The sequence below is a fragment of the Neisseria sp. HMSC070F02 genome (assembly GCF_001814225.1).
Lineage (GTDB): Bacteria > Pseudomonadota > Gammaproteobacteria > Burkholderiales > Neisseriaceae > Neisseria > Neisseria meningitidis.
Window position 1 is genome coordinate 1 of record NZ_KV815343.1, and the last position, 20,824, is coordinate 20,824.

Annotated in this window: 20 protein-coding genes, 3 tRNA genes and 1 pseudogene; 18 read left to right on the forward strand and 6 right to left on the reverse strand. The window is 52.8% G+C overall.

Features of this window, described 5'->3' with window-relative positions:
- Window positions 1-24: 24 nt before the first annotated feature.
- The 4 genes and pseudogenes from HMPREF2959_RS00380 to HMPREF2959_RS00400 all read right to left on the reverse strand — a co-directional run.
- Window positions 25-635 (reverse strand): annotated as a pseudogene (locus HMPREF2959_RS00380) (C39 family peptidase); the annotation flags it as partial.
- 305 nt (window positions 636-940) lie between these two features.
- The gene (locus HMPREF2959_RS00390; RefSeq protein ID WP_015815975.1) at window positions 941-1,711 is read right to left on the reverse strand and encodes a hypothetical protein; all 771 of its coding nucleotides are present in this window, start codon (window positions 1,709-1,711) and stop codon (window positions 941-943) included.
- 30 nt (window positions 1,712-1,741) lie between these two features.
- The gene (locus tag HMPREF2959_RS12480; protein WP_002218540.1) at window positions 1,742-1,900 is read right to left on the reverse strand and encodes a hypothetical protein; all 159 of its coding nucleotides are present in this window, start codon (window positions 1,898-1,900) and stop codon (window positions 1,742-1,744) included.
- Window positions 1,897-2,739 (reverse strand): GNAT family N-acetyltransferase, encoded by an 843-nt coding sequence (locus HMPREF2959_RS00400; protein ID WP_070696217.1) that lies wholly within the window; start codon window positions 2,737-2,739, stop codon window positions 1,897-1,899. Before HMPREF2959_RS00400 ends, HMPREF2959_RS12480 begins: the two co-directional genes overlap by 4 nt.
- A gap of 234 nt (window positions 2,740-2,973) precedes the next feature.
- Between HMPREF2959_RS00400 and pyrB the strand changes: the two genes are divergently transcribed.
- From pyrB to HMPREF2959_RS00415, 3 genes are all read left to right on the forward strand, one after another.
- Window positions 2,974-3,894, forward strand: coding sequence for an aspartate carbamoyltransferase (pyrB, locus tag HMPREF2959_RS00405; protein ID WP_002233400.1), 921 nt, complete (start codon window positions 2,974-2,976; stop codon window positions 3,892-3,894).
- A gap of 9 nt (window positions 3,895-3,903) precedes the next feature.
- Entirely contained in the window at window positions 3,904-4,362 is a 459-nt protein-coding gene (gene pyrI / locus HMPREF2959_RS00410) for an aspartate carbamoyltransferase regulatory subunit (RefSeq protein ID WP_002216215.1), read from the forward strand.
- A gap of 64 nt (window positions 4,363-4,426) precedes the next feature.
- Window positions 4,427-5,092, forward strand: coding sequence for a hypothetical protein (locus tag HMPREF2959_RS00415; protein WP_002216216.1), 666 nt, complete (start codon window positions 4,427-4,429; stop codon window positions 5,090-5,092).
- A gap of 62 nt (window positions 5,093-5,154) precedes the next feature.
- Here the strand turns inward: HMPREF2959_RS00415 and HMPREF2959_RS00420 are convergent, their stop codons facing one another.
- The gene (locus HMPREF2959_RS00420; protein WP_002216217.1) at window positions 5,155-6,372 is read right to left on the reverse strand and encodes a LysM peptidoglycan-binding domain-containing protein; all 1,218 of its coding nucleotides are present in this window, start codon (window positions 6,370-6,372) and stop codon (window positions 5,155-5,157) included.
- A 183-nt stretch (window positions 6,373-6,555) separates the two neighbouring features.
- Here HMPREF2959_RS00420 and def point away from each other — a divergent pair, with 183 nt between their 5' ends.
- The 9 genes from def (at window position 6,556) to topA (ending at window position 17,508) form a co-directional block, all read left to right on the forward strand.
- Window positions 6,556-7,059, forward strand: a complete 504-nt coding sequence (def, locus tag HMPREF2959_RS00430) for a peptide deformylase (RefSeq protein WP_002216218.1) — start codon at window positions 6,556-6,558, stop codon at window positions 7,057-7,059.
- An 86-nt stretch (window positions 7,060-7,145) separates the two neighbouring features.
- Window positions 7,146-8,072 carry a methionyl-tRNA formyltransferase gene (gene fmt, locus HMPREF2959_RS00435; RefSeq protein WP_002240954.1) on the forward strand — a complete coding sequence of 309 codons (927 nt, stop codon included), beginning with the start codon at window positions 7,146-7,148 and terminating at the stop codon, window positions 8,070-8,072.
- Window positions 8,073-8,150: 78 nt separating this feature from the next.
- On the forward strand, window positions 8,151-9,410 hold the full coding sequence (gene rsmB / locus HMPREF2959_RS00440) for a 16S rRNA (cytosine(967)-C(5))-methyltransferase RsmB (protein ID WP_070696220.1): 1,260 nt from the start codon (window positions 8,151-8,153) through the stop codon (window positions 9,408-9,410).
- Entirely contained in the window at window positions 9,376-9,975 is a 600-nt protein-coding gene (locus tag HMPREF2959_RS00445; RefSeq protein WP_002216221.1) for a DUF4390 domain-containing protein, read from the forward strand. The genes rsmB and HMPREF2959_RS00445 overlap by 35 nt, the downstream gene beginning before the upstream one ends.
- Window positions 9,975-12,095: a sensor histidine kinase gene (locus tag HMPREF2959_RS00450; protein WP_002243188.1), complete on the forward strand. Its 2,121-nt coding sequence runs from the start codon at window positions 9,975-9,977 to the stop codon at window positions 12,093-12,095. The genes HMPREF2959_RS00445 and HMPREF2959_RS00450 overlap by 1 nt, the downstream gene beginning before the upstream one ends.
- A complete protein-coding gene (locus HMPREF2959_RS00455) occupies window positions 12,088-13,365 on the forward strand; it encodes a sigma-54-dependent transcriptional regulator (RefSeq protein WP_002243189.1) in 1,278 nt (425 codons plus the stop codon). Before HMPREF2959_RS00450 ends, HMPREF2959_RS00455 begins: the two co-directional genes overlap by 8 nt.
- A gap of 90 nt (window positions 13,366-13,455) precedes the next feature.
- A complete protein-coding gene (gene dprA / locus HMPREF2959_RS00460; RefSeq protein ID WP_002234457.1) occupies window positions 13,456-14,643 on the forward strand; it encodes a DNA-processing protein DprA in 1,188 nt (395 codons plus the stop codon).
- 25 nt (window positions 14,644-14,668) lie between these two features.
- On the forward strand, window positions 14,669-15,130 hold the full coding sequence (locus HMPREF2959_RS00465; RefSeq protein WP_002215351.1) for a Smg family protein: 462 nt from the start codon (window positions 14,669-14,671) through the stop codon (window positions 15,128-15,130).
- Window positions 15,131-15,201: 71 nt separating this feature from the next.
- Window positions 15,202-17,508, forward strand: a complete 2,307-nt coding sequence (gene topA / locus HMPREF2959_RS00470) for a type I DNA topoisomerase (RefSeq protein ID WP_002234458.1) — start codon at window positions 15,202-15,204, stop codon at window positions 17,506-17,508.
- 72 nt (window positions 17,509-17,580) lie between these two features.
- Here the strand turns inward: topA and HMPREF2959_RS00475 are convergent, their stop codons facing one another.
- Window positions 17,581-18,276, reverse strand: a complete 696-nt coding sequence (locus HMPREF2959_RS00475; protein WP_002233407.1) for a hypothetical protein — start codon at window positions 18,274-18,276, stop codon at window positions 17,581-17,583.
- Between the two features lie 689 nt (window positions 18,277-18,965).
- Here HMPREF2959_RS00475 and HMPREF2959_RS00485 point away from each other — a divergent pair.
- The 6 genes from HMPREF2959_RS00485 (at window position 18,966) to HMPREF2959_RS00510 (ending at window position 20,743) form a co-directional block, all read left to right on the forward strand.
- On the forward strand, window positions 18,966-19,343 hold the full coding sequence (locus HMPREF2959_RS00485) for a helix-turn-helix domain-containing protein (protein ID WP_002233408.1): 378 nt from the start codon (window positions 18,966-18,968) through the stop codon (window positions 19,341-19,343).
- Window positions 19,344-19,431: 88 nt separating this feature from the next.
- Window positions 19,432-20,001 carry a 16S rRNA (guanine(966)-N(2))-methyltransferase RsmD gene (gene rsmD / locus HMPREF2959_RS00490; protein ID WP_002215358.1) on the forward strand — a complete coding sequence of 190 codons (570 nt, stop codon included), beginning with the start codon at window positions 19,432-19,434 and terminating at the stop codon, window positions 19,999-20,001.
- A gap of 122 nt (window positions 20,002-20,123) precedes the next feature.
- On the forward strand, window positions 20,124-20,375 hold the full coding sequence (locus tag HMPREF2959_RS00495) for a YfhL family 4Fe-4S dicluster ferredoxin (protein ID WP_002216231.1): 252 nt from the start codon (window positions 20,124-20,126) through the stop codon (window positions 20,373-20,375).
- A 96-nt stretch (window positions 20,376-20,471) separates the two neighbouring features.
- Window positions 20,472-20,555 (forward strand) — tRNA-Tyr (locus HMPREF2959_RS00500).
- 30 nt (window positions 20,556-20,585) lie between these two features.
- Window positions 20,586-20,659: transfer RNA gene (locus HMPREF2959_RS00505), tRNA-Gly, on the forward strand.
- A 9-nt stretch (window positions 20,660-20,668) separates the two neighbouring features.
- Window positions 20,669-20,743, forward strand: a tRNA-Thr gene (locus HMPREF2959_RS00510).
- Window positions 20,744-20,824: the final 81 nt, after the last annotated feature.

Sequence of the window (20,824 nt, forward strand, 5' to 3'; positions counted from 1 at the left end):
GGCTTATTCAAATTAGGGACACGCCCTAACAAAATCAGTATTTTTTGGCACGATGGCTAAAATTTTTCCTTCCATTTCGCCATCACGTGTTTTCCATGCGCTCAAGAATTGTGATTTGCTCATTGAGACGTGCCCCAGCGATGGATCAGCCAGCAAAACAGTTTCTCCGTTAATACCGTTCAATACCGAAAAATGGTTGTTTTTACGGTATTTTAAATACACAATTACAGGAATTTTTAGTTGTACCAACTGTTCAAATGGCAAAGCATAACCTTGTGCTTCAAAACCCAGTTCGGGCATTATGCGTTGCATATCATCAAAAGAAGCACGCATTTGGGTTTTATCCATTTTGTCTAAGATTTCTGCTTCAGAATAATGTCTGCCATAAAAATTATTCAGTAACGTGGCAATCGAAGCCGCGCCGCAAGAAAAATCCAAATCTTGTTTTACTATGCCGGAATCTCGCCGTGCTTTCCAACTTCGTACATGGATGTTTTGGTAAGAAGCGGGGGGTCAACAAACATAGGCCAAGCAAAAACTATATTTGGGGCGAAACCAATCAAAGCCGCATAATTTATCAATTTATAAAGATTTTTTATCATAATATGTATACGCGGAATAAACGCATGAAACATAAAAAAATAAAATCATATGCAATTTTATTGCATGAATAAATATGAATAAAATAGATAATGATGGGAGTAAATACGCCATGTATTTTGGAAGTTTAAATTTATTAATAATAAAATAATTTATCGTAGCGCAAATAAATCCCAAAATTGGAACGATTAGAAAAAAAATTAATACACCCATCATCATGCAAACTCTATATTAATAAATAGCTAACTAATTCTATTGTGGAAATTAGTTAGCTAACTAAAAGTTATTAATGATTATTTCCGAGAATTGACTGCATTGTTGGCAGCATTGGCCCCAAAACCTAGTGCATGAATACCCGGTCTCCATGCCAAATTCCCAGCCAATCCGCCTCCGGCAGCAGCAGCCAGCCCTGTTTTGCCGCTACTCCTGTTGCCGCACCGATTCCTGCCGCAGTAGCCGCGCCTTGCGCAGTTCCTAATTTACCATGATTATACAAATTAGCACCATGATACTCCCATGCACCTAATGCACCGCCAAAAGCAGCGGCTGCAATAATGGGAACAAATTCACCTTGTGTTTCTTTCATTTCAGCCTGTGATAATTGAATTGCTTTCACATTTTGGCTGTCAAAAACTTGGCTGTCTAAATTTTGCGCCATTACAGGTGTAATCATCATAGCCATTACAGTTGCAATTTTCGTTGCGCTGGTTTGCACATAAATAGGATTAGCAAATTCGCTTTGATTGCGTTCAGTGTTGATGTAGCTAATACTGCTTTCTAGTTTGAATTTACCCTTGTCAGTCAATAATTCTTCCAAACTTAAAGGTAAGTCAGCATAAGCAATTTGGCTGGCAACAGTCAAAATAAAATCTATTAGACATTTGTGTTTTTGCATCATTTCGTTTGATTTTCTAGTTTTTGAGAATGATACAAAGTTTTTTACAAAGTAAAGAGTCACTCTGAAAAACATTTTTTCATTATAAATCAAAATATTGATAGAATAAATAGCGAGCATCGATTCACGGTGTACTTTAGTGCAAAGCGTACAACGCGAGCCTGAACCACCAGCCGCAACAGGAAAAGAAAGCCGATAGAGTGCAATGCTTGCCAACGTGCAAGCGAGCTTGCAAGAACGCTTGGCTCAACGAGAGCAGGCAAGACAGAAAGCAGAAAGCAGGATAGGAGCGGTAACGCAAAGGTCTCGGGCTTTGATTTCGCCGTAAACCCTGCTGCCGCCTTGTCCGGAAAGGGCGCAGGCGGCGAGTGCCGACAGGGTGCAGATGGGGAGGGGGGTTTTCATTTGGGGTCGCAACGGAAGTGGTATGCGCAGATTTCAAAACCGTTTTTGAAATACAGGCGGTGCGCGTCGGCACGGTCGTGGTTGACGTGGACGTTGAGGTGGATTTTGGTTACCCCTGTTTCCGCGCCGATTTTGCGGACTTCTTCCAAAAGGCGCGAGGCGTAGCCTTTGCGGCGGCTTTGCGGCAGGGTAACGATGTCATCGATGTGGATGTGGCGGCCGCTGGCGAGGGTGCAGGCTTCGCGGAAGCCGCAGACGGCGACGGCATTGTGTTTGCCTTCTTCAAAAATACCCAGCAGGCGGTAGCCTTGGGGGCGTTGGACTTTGTTGATCTGTTCGGTAAAGCGGTTGATGTCGGTCAGGGCGGAACGCAAAACGCTCAAGGCTGCAAAGGCGGTGGCGGTGTCGTCCGCGCCGATTTCGCGCAAAACGTAGGATGCGCCCGAGGCGGTCTGTTCCTGTGCTTTCTCGGCGGCGTGTTTTTCTTCGATTGCCTGTGCCAGCATGACGTGTTCGTCGGCGGGGCCGTTTTGTCCGCCCTGTTCGCGTTCTTCGAGCAGGGCTTTGCAGTCGATGACGCGCAGGTCGTTGTCGGCGGCAAAGTCCATCAGGAAGCGGAACATTTGGGGGTTGTCGGTTTCCAGTTTTTTATCGACGGCGACGCAGCGGATGTTGTCCACCAGTATGGGGCGCACCCATTTCGAATAGGAAAGCCTGTGGTCTTTGGTGAACGAGGACAGAATGCCGCACAGGCGTTCCGCCCAGTCGCTGGGACGGAAAATCTTGCCGGAACTCGTTGTGCCGTGGATGACGACTTCGTAGGGGTTGCAGACTAACATGGCGGCTTCCTGAAAAGAAATGTCTGGCGCGATTATACCTTATGCTTATGCGGGCGTGTTTGGATATGCCGTCTGAAAAGTACGGGATTCGTGCGGTAAAACTTTGCGGCGGCAAATGTGCGATAATACGCGCCGTATTGCCGCTTTTGCGAAGCTGTTCCGCAAACATACGGGCGGCGTGGACGTATAACCGGATGCCTGCTTGGCGCGGGTCTTTTACGGAGGAGGGGTGAAATGCCTAATCCGCTATATAAACAGCATGTTATTTCTATTTCTGATTTGACGCGGGAACAGCTCGAGCTGCTGCTTCAGACGGCATTGAAACTGAAGTCGGAGCCGCACGGCAACCTGTTGGAAGGGAAACTTATCGGTTCGTGCTTCTTTGAACCGTCCACGCGTACGCGCCTGTCGTTTGAAACGGCGGTACAGCGGCTGGGCGGCAAGGTCATCGGCTTTTCGGACGGCGCGAATACCAGTGCCAAAAAAGGCGAGACGCTTGCCGATACCGCCCGCATCATTTCCGGCTACACCGACGCAATCATCCAACGCCATCCCAAAGACGGCGCGGCGCGCGTGGCGGCGGAGTTTTCGCGCGTCCCCGTTATCAACGCCGGCGACGGCACGAACCAGCACCCCAGTCAGACGCTGCTCGACCTGGTTACCATTTATGAAACGCAGGGACGTTTGGACAAGCTCAAAATCGCCATGGCGGGCGACTTGAAATACGGACGTACCGTGCATTCGCTTTGTCAGGCGTTGAAACGCTGGGGCTGCGAATTTGCCTTTGTTTCGCCGCCCAGCCTCGCGATGCCCGACTACATTACCGAAGAGTTGGACGAAGCCGGCTGCCGATACCGTATCCTCGGTAGTTTGGAAGAAGCGGCGGAATGGGCGGACATCCTGTATATGACCCGTGTTCAACGCGAACGTTTCGACGAACAGGAATTTGCCAAAATCCAAGGCAAATTCAATCTCGACGCATCCATGCTTGCCCGCGCCAAACCGAACCTGCGCGTGCTGCACCCTTTGCCGCGCGTGGACGAAATCCATCCCGATGTCGATGCTACGCCGCATGCCTATTATTTCGAGCAGGCGACCAACGGCGTTTATGCGCGTATGGCGATATTGTCGCTGGTGTTGAACGAAGAAGTGTGAGGAACCGATATGGAAACCCCGAAACTCAGTGTCGAAGCCATTGAAAAAGGTACGGTTATCGACCATATTCCCGCCGGCAGGGGGCTGACCATCCTGCGCCAGTTCAAACTTTTGCACTACGGCAACGCGGTAACCGTGGGCTTCAACCTGCCCAGCAAAACCCAAGGCAGCAAAGACATCATCAAAATCAAAGGCGTGTGCTTGGACGACAAAGCCGCCGACCGCCTCGCCCTGTTCGCCCCCGAAGCGGTGGTCAATACCATCGACAATTTCAAGGTCGTGCAGAAGCGGCATTTGAACCTGCCCGATGAAATTGCCGAAGTGTTCCGTTGCCCGAACACGAATTGCGCCGGCCACGGCGAGCCGGTCAAAAGCCGGTTTTATGTTAAAAAACACAACGGGCAGACGCGGCTGAAATGCCATTACTGCGAAAAAACCTACAGCCGGGATTCGGTGGCGGAAGCCTGACGGATTCCCTTAAACCGAGCGGGCGGCATTTCGTCTGCCGCTTGTTTTGCCAATCTGAAATGGAATGATGATGCACGCTTCTGTCCAAAGCCGTTTCGCACCGATACTTTATGTTTTGATTTTCTTTGCCGGTTTTTTGACCGCGCAAATTTGGTTCAATCAGAAAGCCTATACTGAAGAGCTGCCTCCGCTTCTGTCCGCATTGTCCGCCGTCGCGCTGGTGTGGCTGGCGTGGGCGTTCGTGTCGGCGCGTTCAAAGGCTAAGGCGGAAAAGTTCTACCGCGAAAAAATGATACAGAACGAAAGCATACACCCCGTCCTGCACGCTTCTTTGCAACACTTGGAACACAAGCCGCAAATGCTCGCCCTGCTGGTCAAAAACCACGGCAAAGGGATGGCGGAACAGGTCAGGTTCAAGGCGGAAGTGCTGCCCGACGACGAAGACGCGCGCACGATTGCCGCCGAGTTGGCAAAAATGGATATGTTTGCATTGGGGACGGACGCGGTCGCCTCGGGCGAAACCTATGGACGCGTGTTCGCCGATATTTTCGAGTTGTCGGCGGCTTTGGAAGGGCGCGCGTTCAAAGGAATGTTGAAACTGACGGCGGAATATAAAAACATCTTCGGCGATGCCTGCCGTTCGGAAACGGCGTTGGATTTGGGCGCGCTCAATCAGGCGTTGCAGGAGATTTCAAAAACATCGGAAAAGTCCAAACGGATATTTTATTGAAGATGGAAAAATGCCGTCTGAAACGGAAGGTGTTTCAGACGGCATTTTTGTCGGATGATTAATTATTCGGAGCGGTCGAAGCCAAACTTCACGCGGCTGCGGCCCTGATCCGGTATATTGTCCAAATCGCGTCCCGGATTGGCGGCGGTGTCGCCTACGGAAATATCGGAGATGTTTTCCAAAATGATGGCGGACGACAGGTGTTCGGAGGTGCGGTAAACCATTGCCAAGCCCACTTCTTCGGCAGGAGTGGAAATCAGCTCGACGGTATCCCTGCTTTTGAAATTGTTGGAGAGGTCGACCTGCATCGTTTTCTTGCGTTTGTAGAGGCTCAAAACCGTGCCTTTGTCCAAACCGTCCGCCTCGCCTTTGTCGATGGTGATGGTTTGAAACTGGCCGGCAATCCTTGTACCTTCAAACACGGAAACGATTTTAGCCTGAACCGGGCGGGACGGTTCGTGCGGCATCATGTTGAAGCGGTCGGTGTCTTCCGGCATTTTCATCAGGTAGTCGCCCTGCTGTATTTCGGAAATGGCGGTTTCGACCACCAGCGGCTGTATCGAAGGGGTGCGCAGCGGGGTAATCAAAGGATGGGTGCGGGTATGGTATTCGTTGTCTTTCGGCCGTTCTCCAGCCTGTTTCGAGCGTTGTTCGAGGACAGAGTCGGTATAGTCGAGGGAGCGCACGATGCCGCTGAATGCGACTTCCTGCCCGAGGAATTTACCCGTATCCGGATCGGTGATGTTTTTATTGATTCGGTAGGTCAGGTAGCGGCCCGGCTCTTTCAGGCCTTTGGTGTAAACCCTGGTGCCTTTGGTGTACAGCAGCCTGCCTTCCGGGCCCGAGAGCAGGCGCGGCGCGGCAGCGGTTTCTTTGCGGGAAACGATTTGCGGGTGCCGCATAAAGATGCGGTAGAAGTTGACATCGATGGCGGGAATACCGTATCCGGACACTTCCTTATCCGGACTCATTTTGACGACGGGGATGCCGTCTGTCTGTTCCAAGCCGAGGCGCGGTTCGCCGTCAACGTGGCGCAACACCAATACCTGGTCCGGATAAATCAGGTCGGGATTGTGGATTTGATCCCGGTTCGCGTCCCACAGGCGGCCCCATTGCCACGGGCTGTACAGGTATTTGCCCGAAATGCCCCACAGGGTGTCGCCCTGTTTGACCGTGTAGCGTTCCGGCGCGTTCGGGCGCACCTCCAAATTTGCCGCCAAAGTTTGTGTTGAGAATGCCATACCTGCCGCGCAGAGCAGGGTTATAATACGACGTTGCATAACCGTTCCCCTTATCTGATAAATTTCGGTTTGTCTTGCTTGATTGGGTTGGAAAAAGCGGCGGCAGCCCCTCGGGATGTGCCGCGTGATAAAAAATGTTCCGCATTTTAACATCGAATTATCCGCACCATCACGGTAATTATGAAAAACAGGCGGCGTATCCGCCGAAGGAAAGAGAAAATTATGGCTTTATTGAATATCTTGCAATATCCCGACGAGCGTCTGCACACGGTGGCAAAGCCTGTCGAACAAGTCGACGAGCGCATCCGGAAGCTGATTGCCGATATGTTTGAAACGATGTACGAATCGCGCGGCATCGGGCTGGCGGCGACGCAGGTCGATGTGCACGAGCGCGTGGTCGTGATGGATTTGACCGAAGACCGCAGCGAACCGCGCGTGTTCATCAACCCCGTCATCGTTGAAAAAGACGGCGAAACCACTTACGAAGAGGGCTGCCTGTCCGTGCCGGGCATTTACGACACCGTAACCCGCGCCGAACGCGTCAAGGTCGAGGCTTTGAACGAAAAAGGCGAAAAGTTCACGCTGGAGGCGGACGGCTTGCTGGCGATTTGCGTGCAGCACGAGTTGGATCACCTGATGGGCATCGTGTTTGTCGAACGCCTGTCGCAGCTCAAGCAGGGGCGGATTAAGACCAAGCTGAAAAAACGTCAGAAACATACGATTTGACCCTTTTGCCGTGCCGTCTGAACGCTGCAAAGTTTTCAGACGGCACGGTCTTGTCCGACAATTTTACGCACACGCAGGAACACGCTATGAAAGTCATCTTCGCCGGCACGCCCGATTTTGCCGCCGCCGCCTTAAGAGCCGTTGCCGCCGCCGGTTTTGAAATCCCGCTGGTGCTGACCCAGCCCGACCGTCCGAAAGGGCGCGGTATGCAACTGACTGCCCCGCCCGTCAAACAAGCCGCGCTGGAACTCGGTTTGCGCGTCGAACAGCCCGAAAAACTGCGTAACAACGCCGAAGCCCTGCAAATGCTCAAAGAGGTCGAGGCAGACGTAATGGTGGTTGCCGCCTACGGTTTGATTCTGCCGCAAGACGTGTTGGATGTGCCGAAACACGGCTGCCTCAATATCCACGCTTCGCTGCTGCCCCGTTGGCGCGGCGCGGCGCCGATTCAGCGTGCGATTGAGGCAGGCGATGCCGAAACCGGCGTGTGCATTATGCAGATGGACATCGGTTTGGACACCGGCGATGTGGTCAGCGAACACCGTTACGCCATCCAACCTACCGATACCGCCAACGAAGTCCACGACGCGCTGATGGAAATCGGTGCGGCGGCGGTTGTTGCCGATTTGCAACAGCTTCAAAGCAAAGGCCGTCTGAACGCGGTCAAACAGCCCGAAGAAGGTGTTACTTACGCCCAAAAACTAAGCAAAGAAGAGGCGCGTATCGATTGGAGCGAAAGCGCGGCGGTTATCGAACGCAAAATCCGCGCCTTCAACCCCGTGCCTGCCGCGTGGGTCGAATATCAGGGCAAGCTGATGAAAATCCGGCGGGCGGAAGTGGTGGCGCAACAAGGCACGGCAGGCGAAGTGTTGTCCTGTTCGGCGGACGGTTTGGTCGTTGCCTGCGACGAAAACGCGCTGAAGATTACCGAATTGCAGCCTGCCGGCGGCAGGCGTATGAATATCGCGGCGTTTGCGGCGGGACGGCATATCGAAGCAGGGACGAAGCTGTAAATCCCTTCAGACGGCATTCCGATCCGCAAACGGGAATGCCGCCTGAAACCATCAGTCGAAGAAAGCGAATCACATAATATGAGTATGGCACTTGCCCAAAAACTTGCCGCCGACAGCATTGCGGCGGTTGCCGAAGGACGCAACCTTCAGGACGTGTTGGCGCAAATCCGCACCGCGCATCCCGACCTTACGGCGCAGGAAAACGGCGCGTTGCAGGACATCGCCTACGGCTGCCAGCGTTATTTGGGCAGTTTGAAACATATGCTCGCGCAGATGCTGAAAAAGCCGATTGACAACCCGCAGCTCGAAAGCCTGCTTTTGGCGGCGTTGTACCAACTGCATTACACGCGCAACGCGCCGCACGCCGTGGTCAATGAGGCGGTGGAAAGCATCGCCAAAATCGGACGCGGGCAGTACCGTTCGTTTGCCAACGCGGTTTTGCGCCGCTTTTTGCGCGAACGCGACAAGCTTGCAGCTTCCTGTAAAAAAGACGATGTGGCGAAACACAACCTGCCGCTGTGGTGGGTGGCTTACCTGAAAAACCATTATCCGAAACACTGGCACAACATCACTGCCGCGCTGCAATCCCATCCGCCGATGACGTTGCGCGTCAACCGCCGACACGGCAATGCCGAAAGCTATTTGGAAAAACTGGTGGCGGAAGGTATCGCGGCTAAGGCGTTGGACGAATATGCGGTTACGTTGGAAGAAGCCGTGCCGGTAAACCGCCTGCCCGGTTTTTCAGACGGCATCGTTTCGGTACAGGACTTCGGCGCGCAGCAGGCGGCGTATCTCCTTAACCCGAAAGACGGAGAACGGATTTTGGACGCGTGCGCCGCGCCGGGCGGCAAGACGGGGCATATCTTGGAACTGGCGGATTGCCGCGTTACCGCCTTGGACATCGATGCAGGCCGTCTGAAGCGTGTGGAGGACAATATCGCGCGCCTGGGCTTTCAGACGGCATCGGCGGCGTGTGCCGATGCGCGGGATTTGGCGGCGTGGTATGATGGAAAGCCTTTCGACGCAATCCTTGCCGACGTGCCATGCACCGCTTCCGGCGTGGCGCGGCGCAATCCCGACGTGAAATGGCTGCGCCGTCCGACCGACGCGCTCAAAACCGCCCGCCAGCAGGAAGCCCTGCTGGACGCACTTTGGCAGACGCTGAAACAGGGCGGCAGAATGCTGCTTGCCACCTGTTCCGTGTTCGTCGAAGAAAACGACGGGCAATTGCAAAAATTCCTCAACCGCCATGCCGATGCCGAACCGATCGAATCGCGGGTGCTTTTACCGAACAAACACCAAGATGGCTTTTATTACGCGCTTATTCAAAAGCATTAAACAATGGCTTGTGCTGCTGCCGATGCTTTCCGTTTTGCCGGACGCGGCGGCGGAGGGGATAGATGTGAGCCGCGCCGAAGCGAGGATAACCGACGGCGGGCAGCTTTCCATCAGCAGCCGCTTCCAAACCGAGCTGCCCGACCAGCTCCAACAGGCGTTGCGCCGGGGCGTGCCGCTCAACTTTACCTTAAGCTGGCAGCTTTCCGCCCCGATAATCGCTTCTTATCGGTTTAAATTGGGGCAACTGATTGGCGATGACGACAATATTGACTACAAACTGAGTTTCCATCCGCTGACCAACCGCTACCGCGTTACCGTCGGCGCGTTTTCGACAGACTACGACACCTTGGATGCGGCATTGCGCGCGACCGGCGCGGTTGCCAACTGGAAAGTCCTGAACAAAGGCGCGCTGTCCGGTGCGGAAGCAGGGGAAACCAAGGCGGAAATCCGCCTGACGCTGTCCACTTCAAAACTGCCCAAGCCTTTTCAAATCAATGCATTGACTTCTCAAAACTGGCATTTGGATTCGGGTTGGAAACCTCTAAACATCATCGGGAACAAATAATGCGCCGTTTTCTACCGATCGCAGCCATATGCGCCGTCGTCCTGTTGTACGGACTGACGGCGGCAACCGGCAGCACCAGTTCGCTGGCGGATTATTTCTGGTGGATTGTTGCGTTCAGCGCAATGCTGCTGCTGGTGTTGTCCGCCGTTTTGGCACGTTATGTCATATTGCTGTTGAAAGACAGGCGCGACGGCGTATTCGGTTCGCAGATTGCCAAACGCCTTTCTGGGATGTTTACGCTGGTTGCCGTACTGCCCGGCGTGTTTCTGTTCGGCGTTTCCGCACAGTTTATCAACGGCACGATTAATTCGTGGTTCGGCAACGATACCCACGAGGCGCTTGAACGCAGCCTCAATTTGAGCAAGTCCGCATTGAATCTGGCGGCAGACAACGCCCTTGGCAACGCCATCCCCGTGCAGATAGACCTCATCGGCGCGGCTTCCCTGCCCGGGGATATGGGCAGGGTGCTGGAACATTACGCCGGCAGCGGTTTTGCCCAGCTTGCCCTGTACAATGCCGCAAGCGGCAAAATCGAAAAAAGCATCAACCCGCACAAGCTCGATCAGCCGTTTCCAGGTAAGGCGCGTTGGGAAAAAATCCAACAGGCGGGTTCGGTCAGGGATTTGGAAAGCATAGGCGGCGTATTGTACGCGCAGGGCTGGCTGTCGGCGGGTACGCACAACGGGCGCGATTACGCCTTGTTTTTCCGTCAGCCGGTTCCCAAAGGTGTGGCAGAGGATGCCGTCTTAATCGAAAAGGCAAGGGCGAAATATGCCGAGTTGAGTTACAGCAAAAAAGGTTTGCAGACCTTTTTCCTGGCAACCCTGCTGATTGCCTCGCTGCTGTCGATTTTTCTTGCACTGGTCATGGCACTGTATTTCGCCCGCCGTTTCGTCGAACCCGTCCTATCGCTTGCCGAGGGGGCGAAGGCGGTGGCGCAAGGCGATTTCAGCCAAACCCGTCCTGTTTTACGCAATGACGAGTTCGGGCGTTTGACCAAGTTGTTCAACCACATGACCGAGCAGCTTTCCATCGCCAAAGAAGCAGACGAGCGCAACCGCCGGCGCGAGGAAGCCGCCAGACATTATCTTGAATGCGTGTTGGAGGGGCTGACCACGGGCGTGGTGGTGTTTGACGAACAAGGCTGTCTGAAAACCTTCAACAAAGCGGCGGAACAGATTTTGGGGATGCCGCTTACCCCCCTGTGGGGCAGCAGCCGGCACGGTTGGCACGGCGTTTCGGCGCAGCAGTCCCTGCTTGCCGAAGTGTTTGCCGCCATCGGCGCAGCGGCAGGTACGGACAAACCGGTCCATGTGAAATATGCCGCGCCGGACGATGCCAAAATCCTGCTGGGCAAGGCAACCGTCCTGCCCGAAGACAACGGCAACGGCGTGGTAATGGTGATTGACGACATCACCGTTTTGATACACGCGCAAAAAGAAGCCGCGTGGGGCGAAGTGGCAAAACGGCTGGCACACGAAATCCGCAATCCGCTCACGCCCATCCAGCTTTCCGCCGAACGGCTGGCGTGGAAATTGGGCGGGAAGCTGGATGAGCAGGATGCGCAAATCCTGACGCGTTCGACCGACACCATCGTCAAACAGGTGGCGGCATTGAAGGAAATGGTCGAAGCATTCCGCAATTATGCGCGTTCCCCTTCGCTCAAATTGGAAAATCAGGATTTGAACGCCTTAATCGGCGATGTGTTGGCATTGTATGAAGCCGGTCCGTGCCGGTTTGCGGCGGAGCTTGCCGGCGAACCGCTGATGGTGGCGGCGGATACGACCGCCATGCGGCAGGTGCTGCACAATATTTTCAAAAATGCCGCCGAAGCGGCGGAAGAAGCCGATGTACCCGAAGTCAGGGTAAAATCGGAAGCGGGGCAGGACGGACGGATTGTCCTGACGGTTTGCGACAACGGCAAAGGGTTCGGCAGGGAAATGCTGCACAACGCCTTCGAGCCGTATGTAACGGACAAACCGGCGGGAACGGGATTGGGACTGCCCGTGGTGAAAAAAATCATTGAAGAACACGGCGGCCGCATCAGCCTGAGCAATCAGGATGCGGGTGGCGCGTGTGTCAGAATCATCTTGCCAAAAACGGTAGAAACTTATGCGTAGCAGCGATATTTTAATTGTAGACGACGAAATCGGCATCCGCGACCTGCTGTCGGAAATCCTGCAGGACGAAGGTTATTCGGTCGCATTGGCGGAAAACGCCGAAGAGGCGCGCAAGCTGCGCCATCAGGCGCGTCCGGCGATGGTGCTGCTGGATATTTGGATGCCCGATTGCGACGGCATCACCCTTTTGAAGGAGTGGGCGAAAAACGGGCAGCTCAATATGCCGGTGGTGATGATGAGCGGGCATGCCAGCATCGATACCGCCGTAGAAGCGACCAAAATCGGCGCGCTCGACTTTTTGGAAAAACCGATTTCCCTGCAAAAGCTGCTGTCTGCCGTCGAAAACGCGTTGAAACACGGTGCGGCGCAAACCGAAACGGGGCCTGTATTCGACAAGCTGGGCAACAGTGCGGCGATTCAGGAAATGAACCGTGAGGTAGGGGCTGCGGTGAAACGTGCCTCTCCCGTACTTTTGACGGGCGAGGCAGGTTCGCCGTTTGAAACGGTGGCACGCTATTTCCATAAAAACGGTACGCCGTGGGTCAGCCCGGCAAGGGTCGAATATCTGATCGATATGCCGATGGAACTGTTGCAGAAGGCGGAGGGCGGCGTTTTGTATGTCGGCGACATCGCCCAGTACAGCCGCAACATCCAAGCCGGTATTGCCTTTATTGTCGGCAAGGCGGAACACCGCCGCGTCAGGGTGGTCGCATCGGGCAGCAGGGCGGCAGGTTCAGACGGCATTGCCTGCGAGGAAAAGCTGGCGGAACTGCTGTCGGAGTCGGTCGTCCGCATTCCGCCGCTGCGTATGCAGCATGAAGATATTCCCTTCCTGATACAGGGGATTGCCTGCAATGTGGCGGAAAGTCAAAAGATTGCGCCCGCCGCATTCAGTGAAGAGGCACTTGCCGCATTGACCCGTTACGACTGGCCGGGAAATTTCGACCAACTGCAAAGCGTCGTTGCAACGCTGTTGTTGGAGGCGGACGGACAGGAAATCGGCGCAGGGGCGGTTTCTTCCCTTTTGGGGCAGAATGTGCCTGCCGAGGGAGCGGAAGATATGGTGGGCGGGTTTAATTTCAACCTGCCCCTGCGCGAATTGAGGGAGGAGGTGGAGCGGCGTTATTTCGAGTACCACATCGCCCAAGAAGGTCAGAATATGAGCAAAGTGGCGCAGAAAGTCGGTTTGGAACGCACGCACCTTTACCGCAAACTCAAACAGCTCGGCATCGGCGTTTCGCGCCGGGCGGGGGAAAAAACCGAAGAATAGGCCCGGACGGCCGGTTTTCCGGCTGCGGGCTTTTGTTTTCAGACGGCATTTGGTGCAAATGCCGTCTGAAATCGTAAGGGGACGGATTTTATGACAGAGGACGAACGTTTCGCGTGGTTGCAACTGGCTTTTACGCCCTATATCGGTGCGGAAAGTTTCTTGCTGCTGATGCGCCGTTTCGGCAGCGCGCAAAATGCCTTGTCCGCACCGGCGGAACAGGTCGCCCCGGCGGTGCGGCACAAGCAGGCGGCCGAGGCTTGGCGCAATGCGGAAAAACGCGCTTTGGCGCGGCAGGCGGCAGAAGCGGCGTTGGAATGGGAAATGCGGGACGGATGCCGCCTGATGCTGCTTCAGGATGAAGATTTCCCCGAAATGCTGACGCAGGGGCTGACCGCGCCGCCGGTTTTGTTTTTGCGCGGCAACGTGCGGCTGCTGCACAAGCCTTCCGCCGCCATCGTCGGCAGCCGCCATGCCACGCCGCAGGCGATGCGGATTGCCAAAGATTTCGGCAAGTCGTTGGGCGGGCAAAATATCCCCGTTGTGTCGGGTATGGCTTCCGGTATCGATACTGCCGCCCATCAGGGCGCACTGGAGGCAGAAGGCGGCACCATCGCCGTGTGGGGGACGGGTATAGACCGCATTTACCCGCCGTCCAATAAAAACCTTGCCTATGAAATCGCCGAAAAAGGATTGATTGTCAGCGAGTTTCCCATCGGTACGCGCCCGTATGCCGGCAACTTTCCGCGCCGCAACCGCCTGATTGCCGCGCTGTCGCAGGTTACGCTGGTGGTTGAAGCTGCGTTGGAATCCGGTTCGCTGATTACCGCCGGCTTGGCGGCAGAAATGGGGCGCGAAGTGATGGCAGTACCCGGTTCGATAGACAATCCGCACAGCAAAGGCTGCCACAAACTGATTAAAGACGGCGCGAAATTGGTGGAATGCCTGGACGACATCCTGAACGAATGCCCGGGGCTATTGCAAAATACGGGTGCTTCATCATATTCTATAAATAAGGATACGCCCGACACGGGACGCCGCGCCGTTCAGACGGCATACGCCCCGCCGCCTGCCGCAAAAATGCCGTCTGAAGCGGCGGCAGGCGGCACAGCCGTCGGCGGCATACTGGATAAAATGGGTTTCGACCCCATCCATCCCGACGTGCTTGCCGGACAGTTGGCTATGCCTGCCGCAGATTTGTATGCCGCACTGTTGGAATTGGAATTGGACGGCAGCGTTGCCGCAATGCCCGGCGGCAGATACCAGCGTATCCGAACTTGAACGCACTTTATATTAAGGAACACGAATGACCGAAGTCATCGCCTACCTCATCGAACATTTCCAAGATTTCGATACCTGTCCGCCGCCCGAAGACTTGGGTATGCTGCTTGAAGAAGCGGGTTTCGATACGATGGAAATCGGCAACACCCTGATGATGATGGAAGTATTGCTCAACAGCTCCGAATTTTCCGCCGAACCTGCCGACAGCGGCGCATTGCGCGTGTACAGCAAAGAAGAAACCGACAACCTGCCGCAGGAAGTGATGGGGCTGATGCAGTATCTGATTGAAGAAAAAGCCGTCAGCTGCGAACAGCGGGAAATCATCATCCACGCGCTGATGCACATTCCCGGCGACGAAATTACCGTAGATACCGCCAAAGTGCTGACCCTGCTGCTTTTATGGGCAAACAAGAGCGAGCTGCCCGTGTTGGTCGGCGACGAGCTGATGAGCGCGCTTTTACTCGACAACAAACCCACGATGAACTGAAGCGGCTTCAGACGGCCCGCCCGAGGCCGTCTGAAACGCCGGCATCAAAACCACCATCCAGAGAACGACAAATGGCGAAAAACCTATTAATCGTCGAATCCCCGTCCAAAGCCAAAACCCTGAAAAAATATTTGGGCGGCGATTTTGAAATCCTTGCATCCTACGGACACGTCCGCGACCTCGTCCCCAAAAGCGGCGCGGTCGATCCCGACAACGGCTTTGCGATGAAATACCAACTCATCAGCCGCAACGGCAAACACGTCGATGCCATTGTCGCCGGTGCCAAAGAAGCTGAAAACATCTACCTCGCCACCGACCCGGATAGGGAAGGCGAAGCCATTTCCTGGCATCTTTTGGAAATCCTCAAATCCAAACGCGGCTTGAAAAACATCAAGCCGCAGCGTGTCGTGTTCCACGAAATCACCAAAAACGCCGTGCTCGATGCCGTTGCCCATCCGCGCGAAATCGAAATGGACTTGGTCGATGCGCAACAAGCCCGCCGTGCTTTGGACTATTTGGTCGGCTTTAACCTTTCGCCATTGTTATGGAAAAAAATCCGCCGCGGTTTGAGCGCGGGTCGTGTGCAAAGTCCCGCTTTGCGCCTGATTTGCGAACGCGAAAACGAAATCCGCGCGTTTGAAGCGCAGGAATATTGGACGGTACATCTAGACAGCCACAAAGGCCGCAGCAAGTTCACCGCCAAACTCGCCCAATACAACGGCGCGAAACTCGAACAATTCGACCTGCCGAACGAAGCCGCTCAAGCCGATGTGTTGAAAGAACTCGAAGGCAAAGAGGCCGTCGTTACCGCCATCGAAAAGAAAAAGCGCAGCCGCAATCCTGCCGCGCCGTTCACCACTTCTACCATGCAGCAGGATGCCGTGCGCAAACTCGGCTTCACCACCGACCGCACCATGCGTACCGCCCAACAGCTTTATGAAGGTATAGACGTAGGGCAGGGCGCGATCGGTCTGATTACCTATATGCGTACTGACAGCGTGAATTTGGCGGATGAAGCGTTAACCGAAATCCGCCATTACATCGAAAACAAAATCGGCAAAGAATATCTGCCGAGTGCCGCCAAACAATACAAAACCAAATCCAAAAACGCCCAAGAAGCGCACGAAGCCATCCGTCCGACTTCCGTGTACCGCACGCCCGAAAGCGTCAAACCCTTCCTGAGCGCAGACCAGTTCAAACTCTATCAAATGATTTGGCAGCGTACCGTCGCCTGTCAGATGACGCCTGCCAAATTCGACCAAACCACCGTCGATATTACCGTCGGCAAAGGCGTATTCCGCGTAACCGGACAAGTGCAAACCTTCGCAGGCTTCTTGAGCGTTTATGAAGAAAGCAGCGACGATGAAGAAGGCGAAGACAGCAAAAAACTGCCCGAAATGAGCGAAGGCGATAAATTGCCCGTGGACAAACTCTACGGCGAACAACACTTTACCACTCCGCCGCCGCGCTACAACGAAGCCACGCTGGTTAAAGCCCTCGAAGAATACGGCATCGGCCGCCCCTCGACCTACGCCAGCATCATCTCCACGCTCAAAGACCGCGAATACGTTACCCTTGAGCAAAAACGCTTCATGCCCACCGACACAGGCGACATCGTCAACAAATTCCTGACCGAACACTTCGCCCAATACGTCGATTACCACTTCACCGCCAAACTCGAAGACCAGCTTGACGAAATTGCCGACGGCAAACGCCAATGGATTCCCTTGATGGACAAATTCTGGAAACCGTTCATCAAGCAAGTGGAAGAAAAAGAAGGCATCGAACGCGCCAAATTTACCACGCAGGAACTTGATGAAACCTGCCCGAAATGCGGCGAACACAAACTGCAAATCAAATTCGGCAAAATGGGTCGTTTTGTTGCGTGTGCCGGTTATCCCGAGTGCAGCTACACGCGCAATGTCAACGAAACCGCCGAAGAGGCCGCCGAGCGCATCGCCAAAGCCGAAGCCGAACAGGCCGAACTCGACGGACGCGAGTGCCCGAAATGTGGCGGTCGCCTAGTGTACAAATACAGCCGCACCGGCAGCAAATTCATCGGCTGCGCCAACTATCCGAAATGCAAACACGTCGAGCCGCTGGAAAAACCGAAAGATACCGGCGTCCAGTGTCCGCAATGCAAAAAAGGCAACCTCGTCGAGCGCAAATCCCGCTACGGCAAACTGTTTTACAGTTGCAGCACCTATCCCGACTGCAACTACGCCACTTGGAACCCGCCCGTTGCCGAAGAATGCCCGAACTGCCATTGGCCGGTCTTGACCATCAAAACCACCAAACGCTGGGGCGTCGAAAAAGTCTGCCCGCAAAAAGAATGCGGCTGGAAAGAACAGATTGAACCGCCCGCGCCGAAGGAGTAAGATTAGGTTGGTTTGAAAGAGAAAAGGTCGTCTGAAAAATTTTCAGACGACCTTTGCTTTTCTGTGATTGGTTTATTTGAATCCGCGTGTTGTTTTAAAGTCCGATAAAATCCGGTTCATTTCAGGCACAAACAAGGCGATGTAATCGTAAGATAGACCGCGACTGGCACTGGGATGGGGAAAGCAGACGACTTCGCAATCTTCAAACGATTGGAATTTGACATTGAAACGTGTACCGTCAAATTCTTTTTGCACCGTCTCCAGCGGTTTGGTCTGCTTACCGACCAACTGCTCGAAGCGTGGCAGTACATTTTGGTTGTTCAGAAAATCCGCCAACCTGCTGCCCATGAAGAGGATGACTTTCGGACGCAGTTTTTCGATGTGGTAGAGAAAATTATCGATGTGCTCGGGTTGTGTGAACTTGTCGGGATTGTCGATAGTGTTGCCCTGTGTAGCAGCCCAGTTGGTTTGAACCAGGGATTTTTCAAATGCACCGCCCAATCCATTTTCGTCTAAGGGGTGTCCCCACATTTCAAACCAATTTTTTATCGTATTGTCGTAACGCCACTTCTTTGCCTGCTCTCCGAAATAGAGGGATTTGTTTGCAAATGTATGGTCGATTTTGTTTTCAGGGAGTTTGTATTCACCTGCTACATAAGCAGCCTCATCGGCTTTACTCCAACCCCATTCATACCCACAAATCATTAAACCATGTTTGTCGTTGTAGCCTTTGAACAGACTGTTGCTCAAATTCAAATCCTTCATCATGAACTCTTCCTTTTAAAATTTAAGAGCGATTGACTTCAATGTTTTTAGATGGGGTGGAAAAATCCTTGTGTAGGCAACATAAATTCAATAAATTTCTTGATAATTCGAAACCTACTAATAGCGCACCTATAAAAGCTTTTTCATTACGTTCAGCATGACGGTCACGTCGTTCATATTTTTTACGCTTGCTGTTCCCTGTTATTACAGCTAAGCCAAGTGATATGGCGAGAATTGCCCAAACAATAGTACTTAAATAACAATTTTCCCCATACTATCAATAAGGAAAGAAAAAACCTTTTAGTATTAGGTCGATAGATTATAATCCATGCCCATGAAAATGCAATAAGAGTTATACATAAGATACAAGCTGACAGGATTTCTTTATTTTTAATTAAATAACTTAGAGCGATGAGGATGACAGGTGTCAAGAAAATAATAGTTACATCCCGATAGCTATAAAAGAAAACTGCCCTATTTTGAATGTGGAGATGTGCACAGAATCCAATATAGCTAAGGATAATAGTTAATATAATAAAAAAAGACCACCAAGGGTGAAGAGATAGGAATTCCATGTTTTCCCTTTTTTGTAAAAAGGAAAAAATCTTATCTAATAGTTAATTGCCTAACCAGCCAGAAGAAGTTTAAAATCTATCCCAATAATTCAACCATCTATACAGAAAGTTCAGCTTATGGAAACCCACGAAAAAATCCGCCTGATGCGCGAATTGAATAAATGGTCCCAGGAGGATATGGCGGAAAAGCTGGCGATGTCGGCAGGAGGGTATGCCAAAATCGAACGGGGCGAAACGCAGTTGAATATCCCGCGTTTGGAGCAGTTGGCTCAGATTTTCAAAATCGATATGTGGGACTTGCTCAAATCGGGCGGTGGTGGGATGGTGTTTCAGATTAATGAAGGTGATAGTGGTGGCGATATTGCGTTGTATGCGTCGGGTGATGTTTCGATGAAAATAGAATTTTTAAAAATGGAGTTGAAACACTGCAAAGAAATGTTGGAACAAAAAGACAAAGAAATCGAGCTGCTCCGCAAGCTGACCGAAACCGTTTAAACAGATATGCCGTCTGAAAAAAGTTTTCAGACGGCATATTCTTTGACAGGTCTTGTATAATACCGTTTGAACTTACAGGTTTTTGATTATGGCGGCAGGCAAACATACCAAACACAGCAACCGGGTACGCATTATCGGCGGGCAATGCCGGGGCAGGAAATTGAGTTTCACATCCGCCGACGGACTGCGTCCGACACCCGACAGCGTGCGTGAAAAGCTGTTTAACTGGCTGGGACAGGATTTGACGGGTAAAACGGTTTTGGATCTCTTCGGAGGCAGCGGCGCACTCGGTATAGAAGCCGCTTCGCGCAACGCCAAACGCGTGCTGATTTCGGATAACAACCGCCAAACCGTGCAGACCTTGCAGAAAAACAGTCGCGAACTGGGTTTGGGGCAGGTGCAAATCGTCTGTTCAGACGGCATCGCATATTTGAAGACCGTATCCGAACAGTTTGATGTTGTCTTTCTCGACCCGCCGTTTGCATGGCAGGACTGGCAAATCCTGTTCGATGCCTTGAAGCCGTGCCTGAACCCCCGGGCATTCGTCTATCTCGAGGCGGGTACGCTGCCGGATATTCCCGATTGGCTGACGGAATATAGAGAGGGGAAATCGGGGCAGAGTACATTTGAATTAAGGGTTTTCCAAGTGGCTGAATAATATGCGCTTTGATAATCATTTCCGAGTTGTAAACATTCGTTTGCAACCGTCCGGTTCAAAAAAACCTTGTGCTATAATCCGCGCCCGCCCGGTTTTGATAATTTAGTGGAAAAGGAAAAGAAATGTCGCTTTTTATTACCGACGAGTGCATCAACTGCGACGTATGCGAACCCGAATGCCCCAATGATGCCATTTCCCAAGGCGAGGAAATTTACGAAATCAACCCCAACCTCTGCACGCAGTGCGTCGGACACTACGATGAGCCGCAGTGCCAGCAGGTTTGCCCGGTGGACTGCATCCTGATTGACGAAGAATATCCCGAAACCCATGACGAGTTGATGGCGAAATACGAAAAGATTATCCAGTTTAAATAAATTCTTTTTAAAACATCAAATTATGTCTGTTTTGAAATAAAATCAAAAAAAAACTTGACGGAAAAGCAAGCCGCTAATAAACTAACGTTCTCTTTTGGAGGGATTCCCGAGCGGTCAAAGGGGGCAGACTGTAAATCTGTTGCGAAAGCTTCGAAGGTTCGAATCCTTCTCCCTCCACCAAAATTCTTACTTGGGGCAGTAGCGAGTAATGCGGGTGTAGCTCAATGGTAGAGCAGAAGCCTTCCAAGCTTACGGTGAGGGTTCGATTCCCTTCACCCGCTCCAAACAATTAGGCCCATGTAGCTCAGGGGTAGAGCACTCCCTTGGTAAGGGAGAGGTCGGCAGTTCAAATCTGCCCATGGGCACCATCCCTCGATTATTCATTTCTTTAAGGCTTAGATATATAGGATATTGCCATGGCTAAGGAAAAATTCGAACGTAGCAAACCG

Bases quoted from the DNA above. Each gene is read 5' to 3' on its own strand.
- HMPREF2959_RS00400 (WP_070696217.1), bottom strand. From the start codon at position 2,739: ATGTTAGTCTGCAACCCCTACGAAGTCGTCATCCACGGCACAACGAGT.
- pyrB (WP_002233400.1), top strand. From the start codon at position 2,974: ATGCCTAATCCGCTATATAAACAGCATGTTATTTCTATTTCTGATTTG.
- HMPREF2959_RS00420 (WP_002216217.1), bottom strand. From the start codon at position 6,372: ATGCAACGTCGTATTATAACCCTGCTCTGCGCGGCAGGTATGGCATTC.
- dprA (WP_002234457.1), top strand. From the start codon at position 13,456: ATGACAGAGGACGAACGTTTCGCGTGGTTGCAACTGGCTTTTACGCCC.
- HMPREF2959_RS00455 (WP_002243189.1), top strand. From the start codon at position 12,088: ATGCGTAGCAGCGATATTTTAATTGTAGACGACGAAATCGGCATCCGC.
- def (WP_002216218.1), top strand. From the start codon at position 6,556: ATGGCTTTATTGAATATCTTGCAATATCCCGACGAGCGTCTGCACACG.
- pyrI (WP_002216215.1), top strand. From the start codon at position 3,904: ATGGAAACCCCGAAACTCAGTGTCGAAGCCATTGAAAAAGGTACGGTT.
- topA (WP_002234458.1), top strand. From the start codon at position 15,202: ATGGCGAAAAACCTATTAATCGTCGAATCCCCGTCCAAAGCCAAAACC.
- HMPREF2959_RS00445 (WP_002216221.1), top strand. From the start codon at position 9,376: ATGGCTTTTATTACGCGCTTATTCAAAAGCATTAAACAATGGCTTGTG.
- HMPREF2959_RS12480 (WP_002218540.1), bottom strand. From the start codon at position 1,900: ATGAAAACCCCCCTCCCCATCTGCACCCTGTCGGCACTCGCCGCCTGC.
- HMPREF2959_RS00475 (WP_002233407.1), bottom strand. From the start codon at position 18,276: ATGATGAAGGATTTGAATTTGAGCAACAGTCTGTTCAAAGGCTACAAC.
- HMPREF2959_RS00485 (WP_002233408.1), top strand. From the start codon at position 18,966: ATGGAAACCCACGAAAAAATCCGCCTGATGCGCGAATTGAATAAATGG.
- rsmD (WP_002215358.1), top strand. From the start codon at position 19,432: ATGGCGGCAGGCAAACATACCAAACACAGCAACCGGGTACGCATTATC.
- fmt (WP_002240954.1), top strand. From the start codon at position 7,146: ATGAAAGTCATCTTCGCCGGCACGCCCGATTTTGCCGCCGCCGCCTTA.
- HMPREF2959_RS00495 (WP_002216231.1), top strand. From the start codon at position 20,124: ATGTCGCTTTTTATTACCGACGAGTGCATCAACTGCGACGTATGCGAA.
- rsmB (WP_070696220.1), top strand. From the start codon at position 8,151: ATGAGTATGGCACTTGCCCAAAAACTTGCCGCCGACAGCATTGCGGCG.
- HMPREF2959_RS00450 (WP_002243188.1), top strand. From the start codon at position 9,975: ATGCGCCGTTTTCTACCGATCGCAGCCATATGCGCCGTCGTCCTGTTG.
- HMPREF2959_RS00415 (WP_002216216.1), top strand. From the start codon at position 4,427: ATGATGATGCACGCTTCTGTCCAAAGCCGTTTCGCACCGATACTTTAT.
- HMPREF2959_RS00465 (WP_002215351.1), top strand. From the start codon at position 14,669: ATGACCGAAGTCATCGCCTACCTCATCGAACATTTCCAAGATTTCGAT.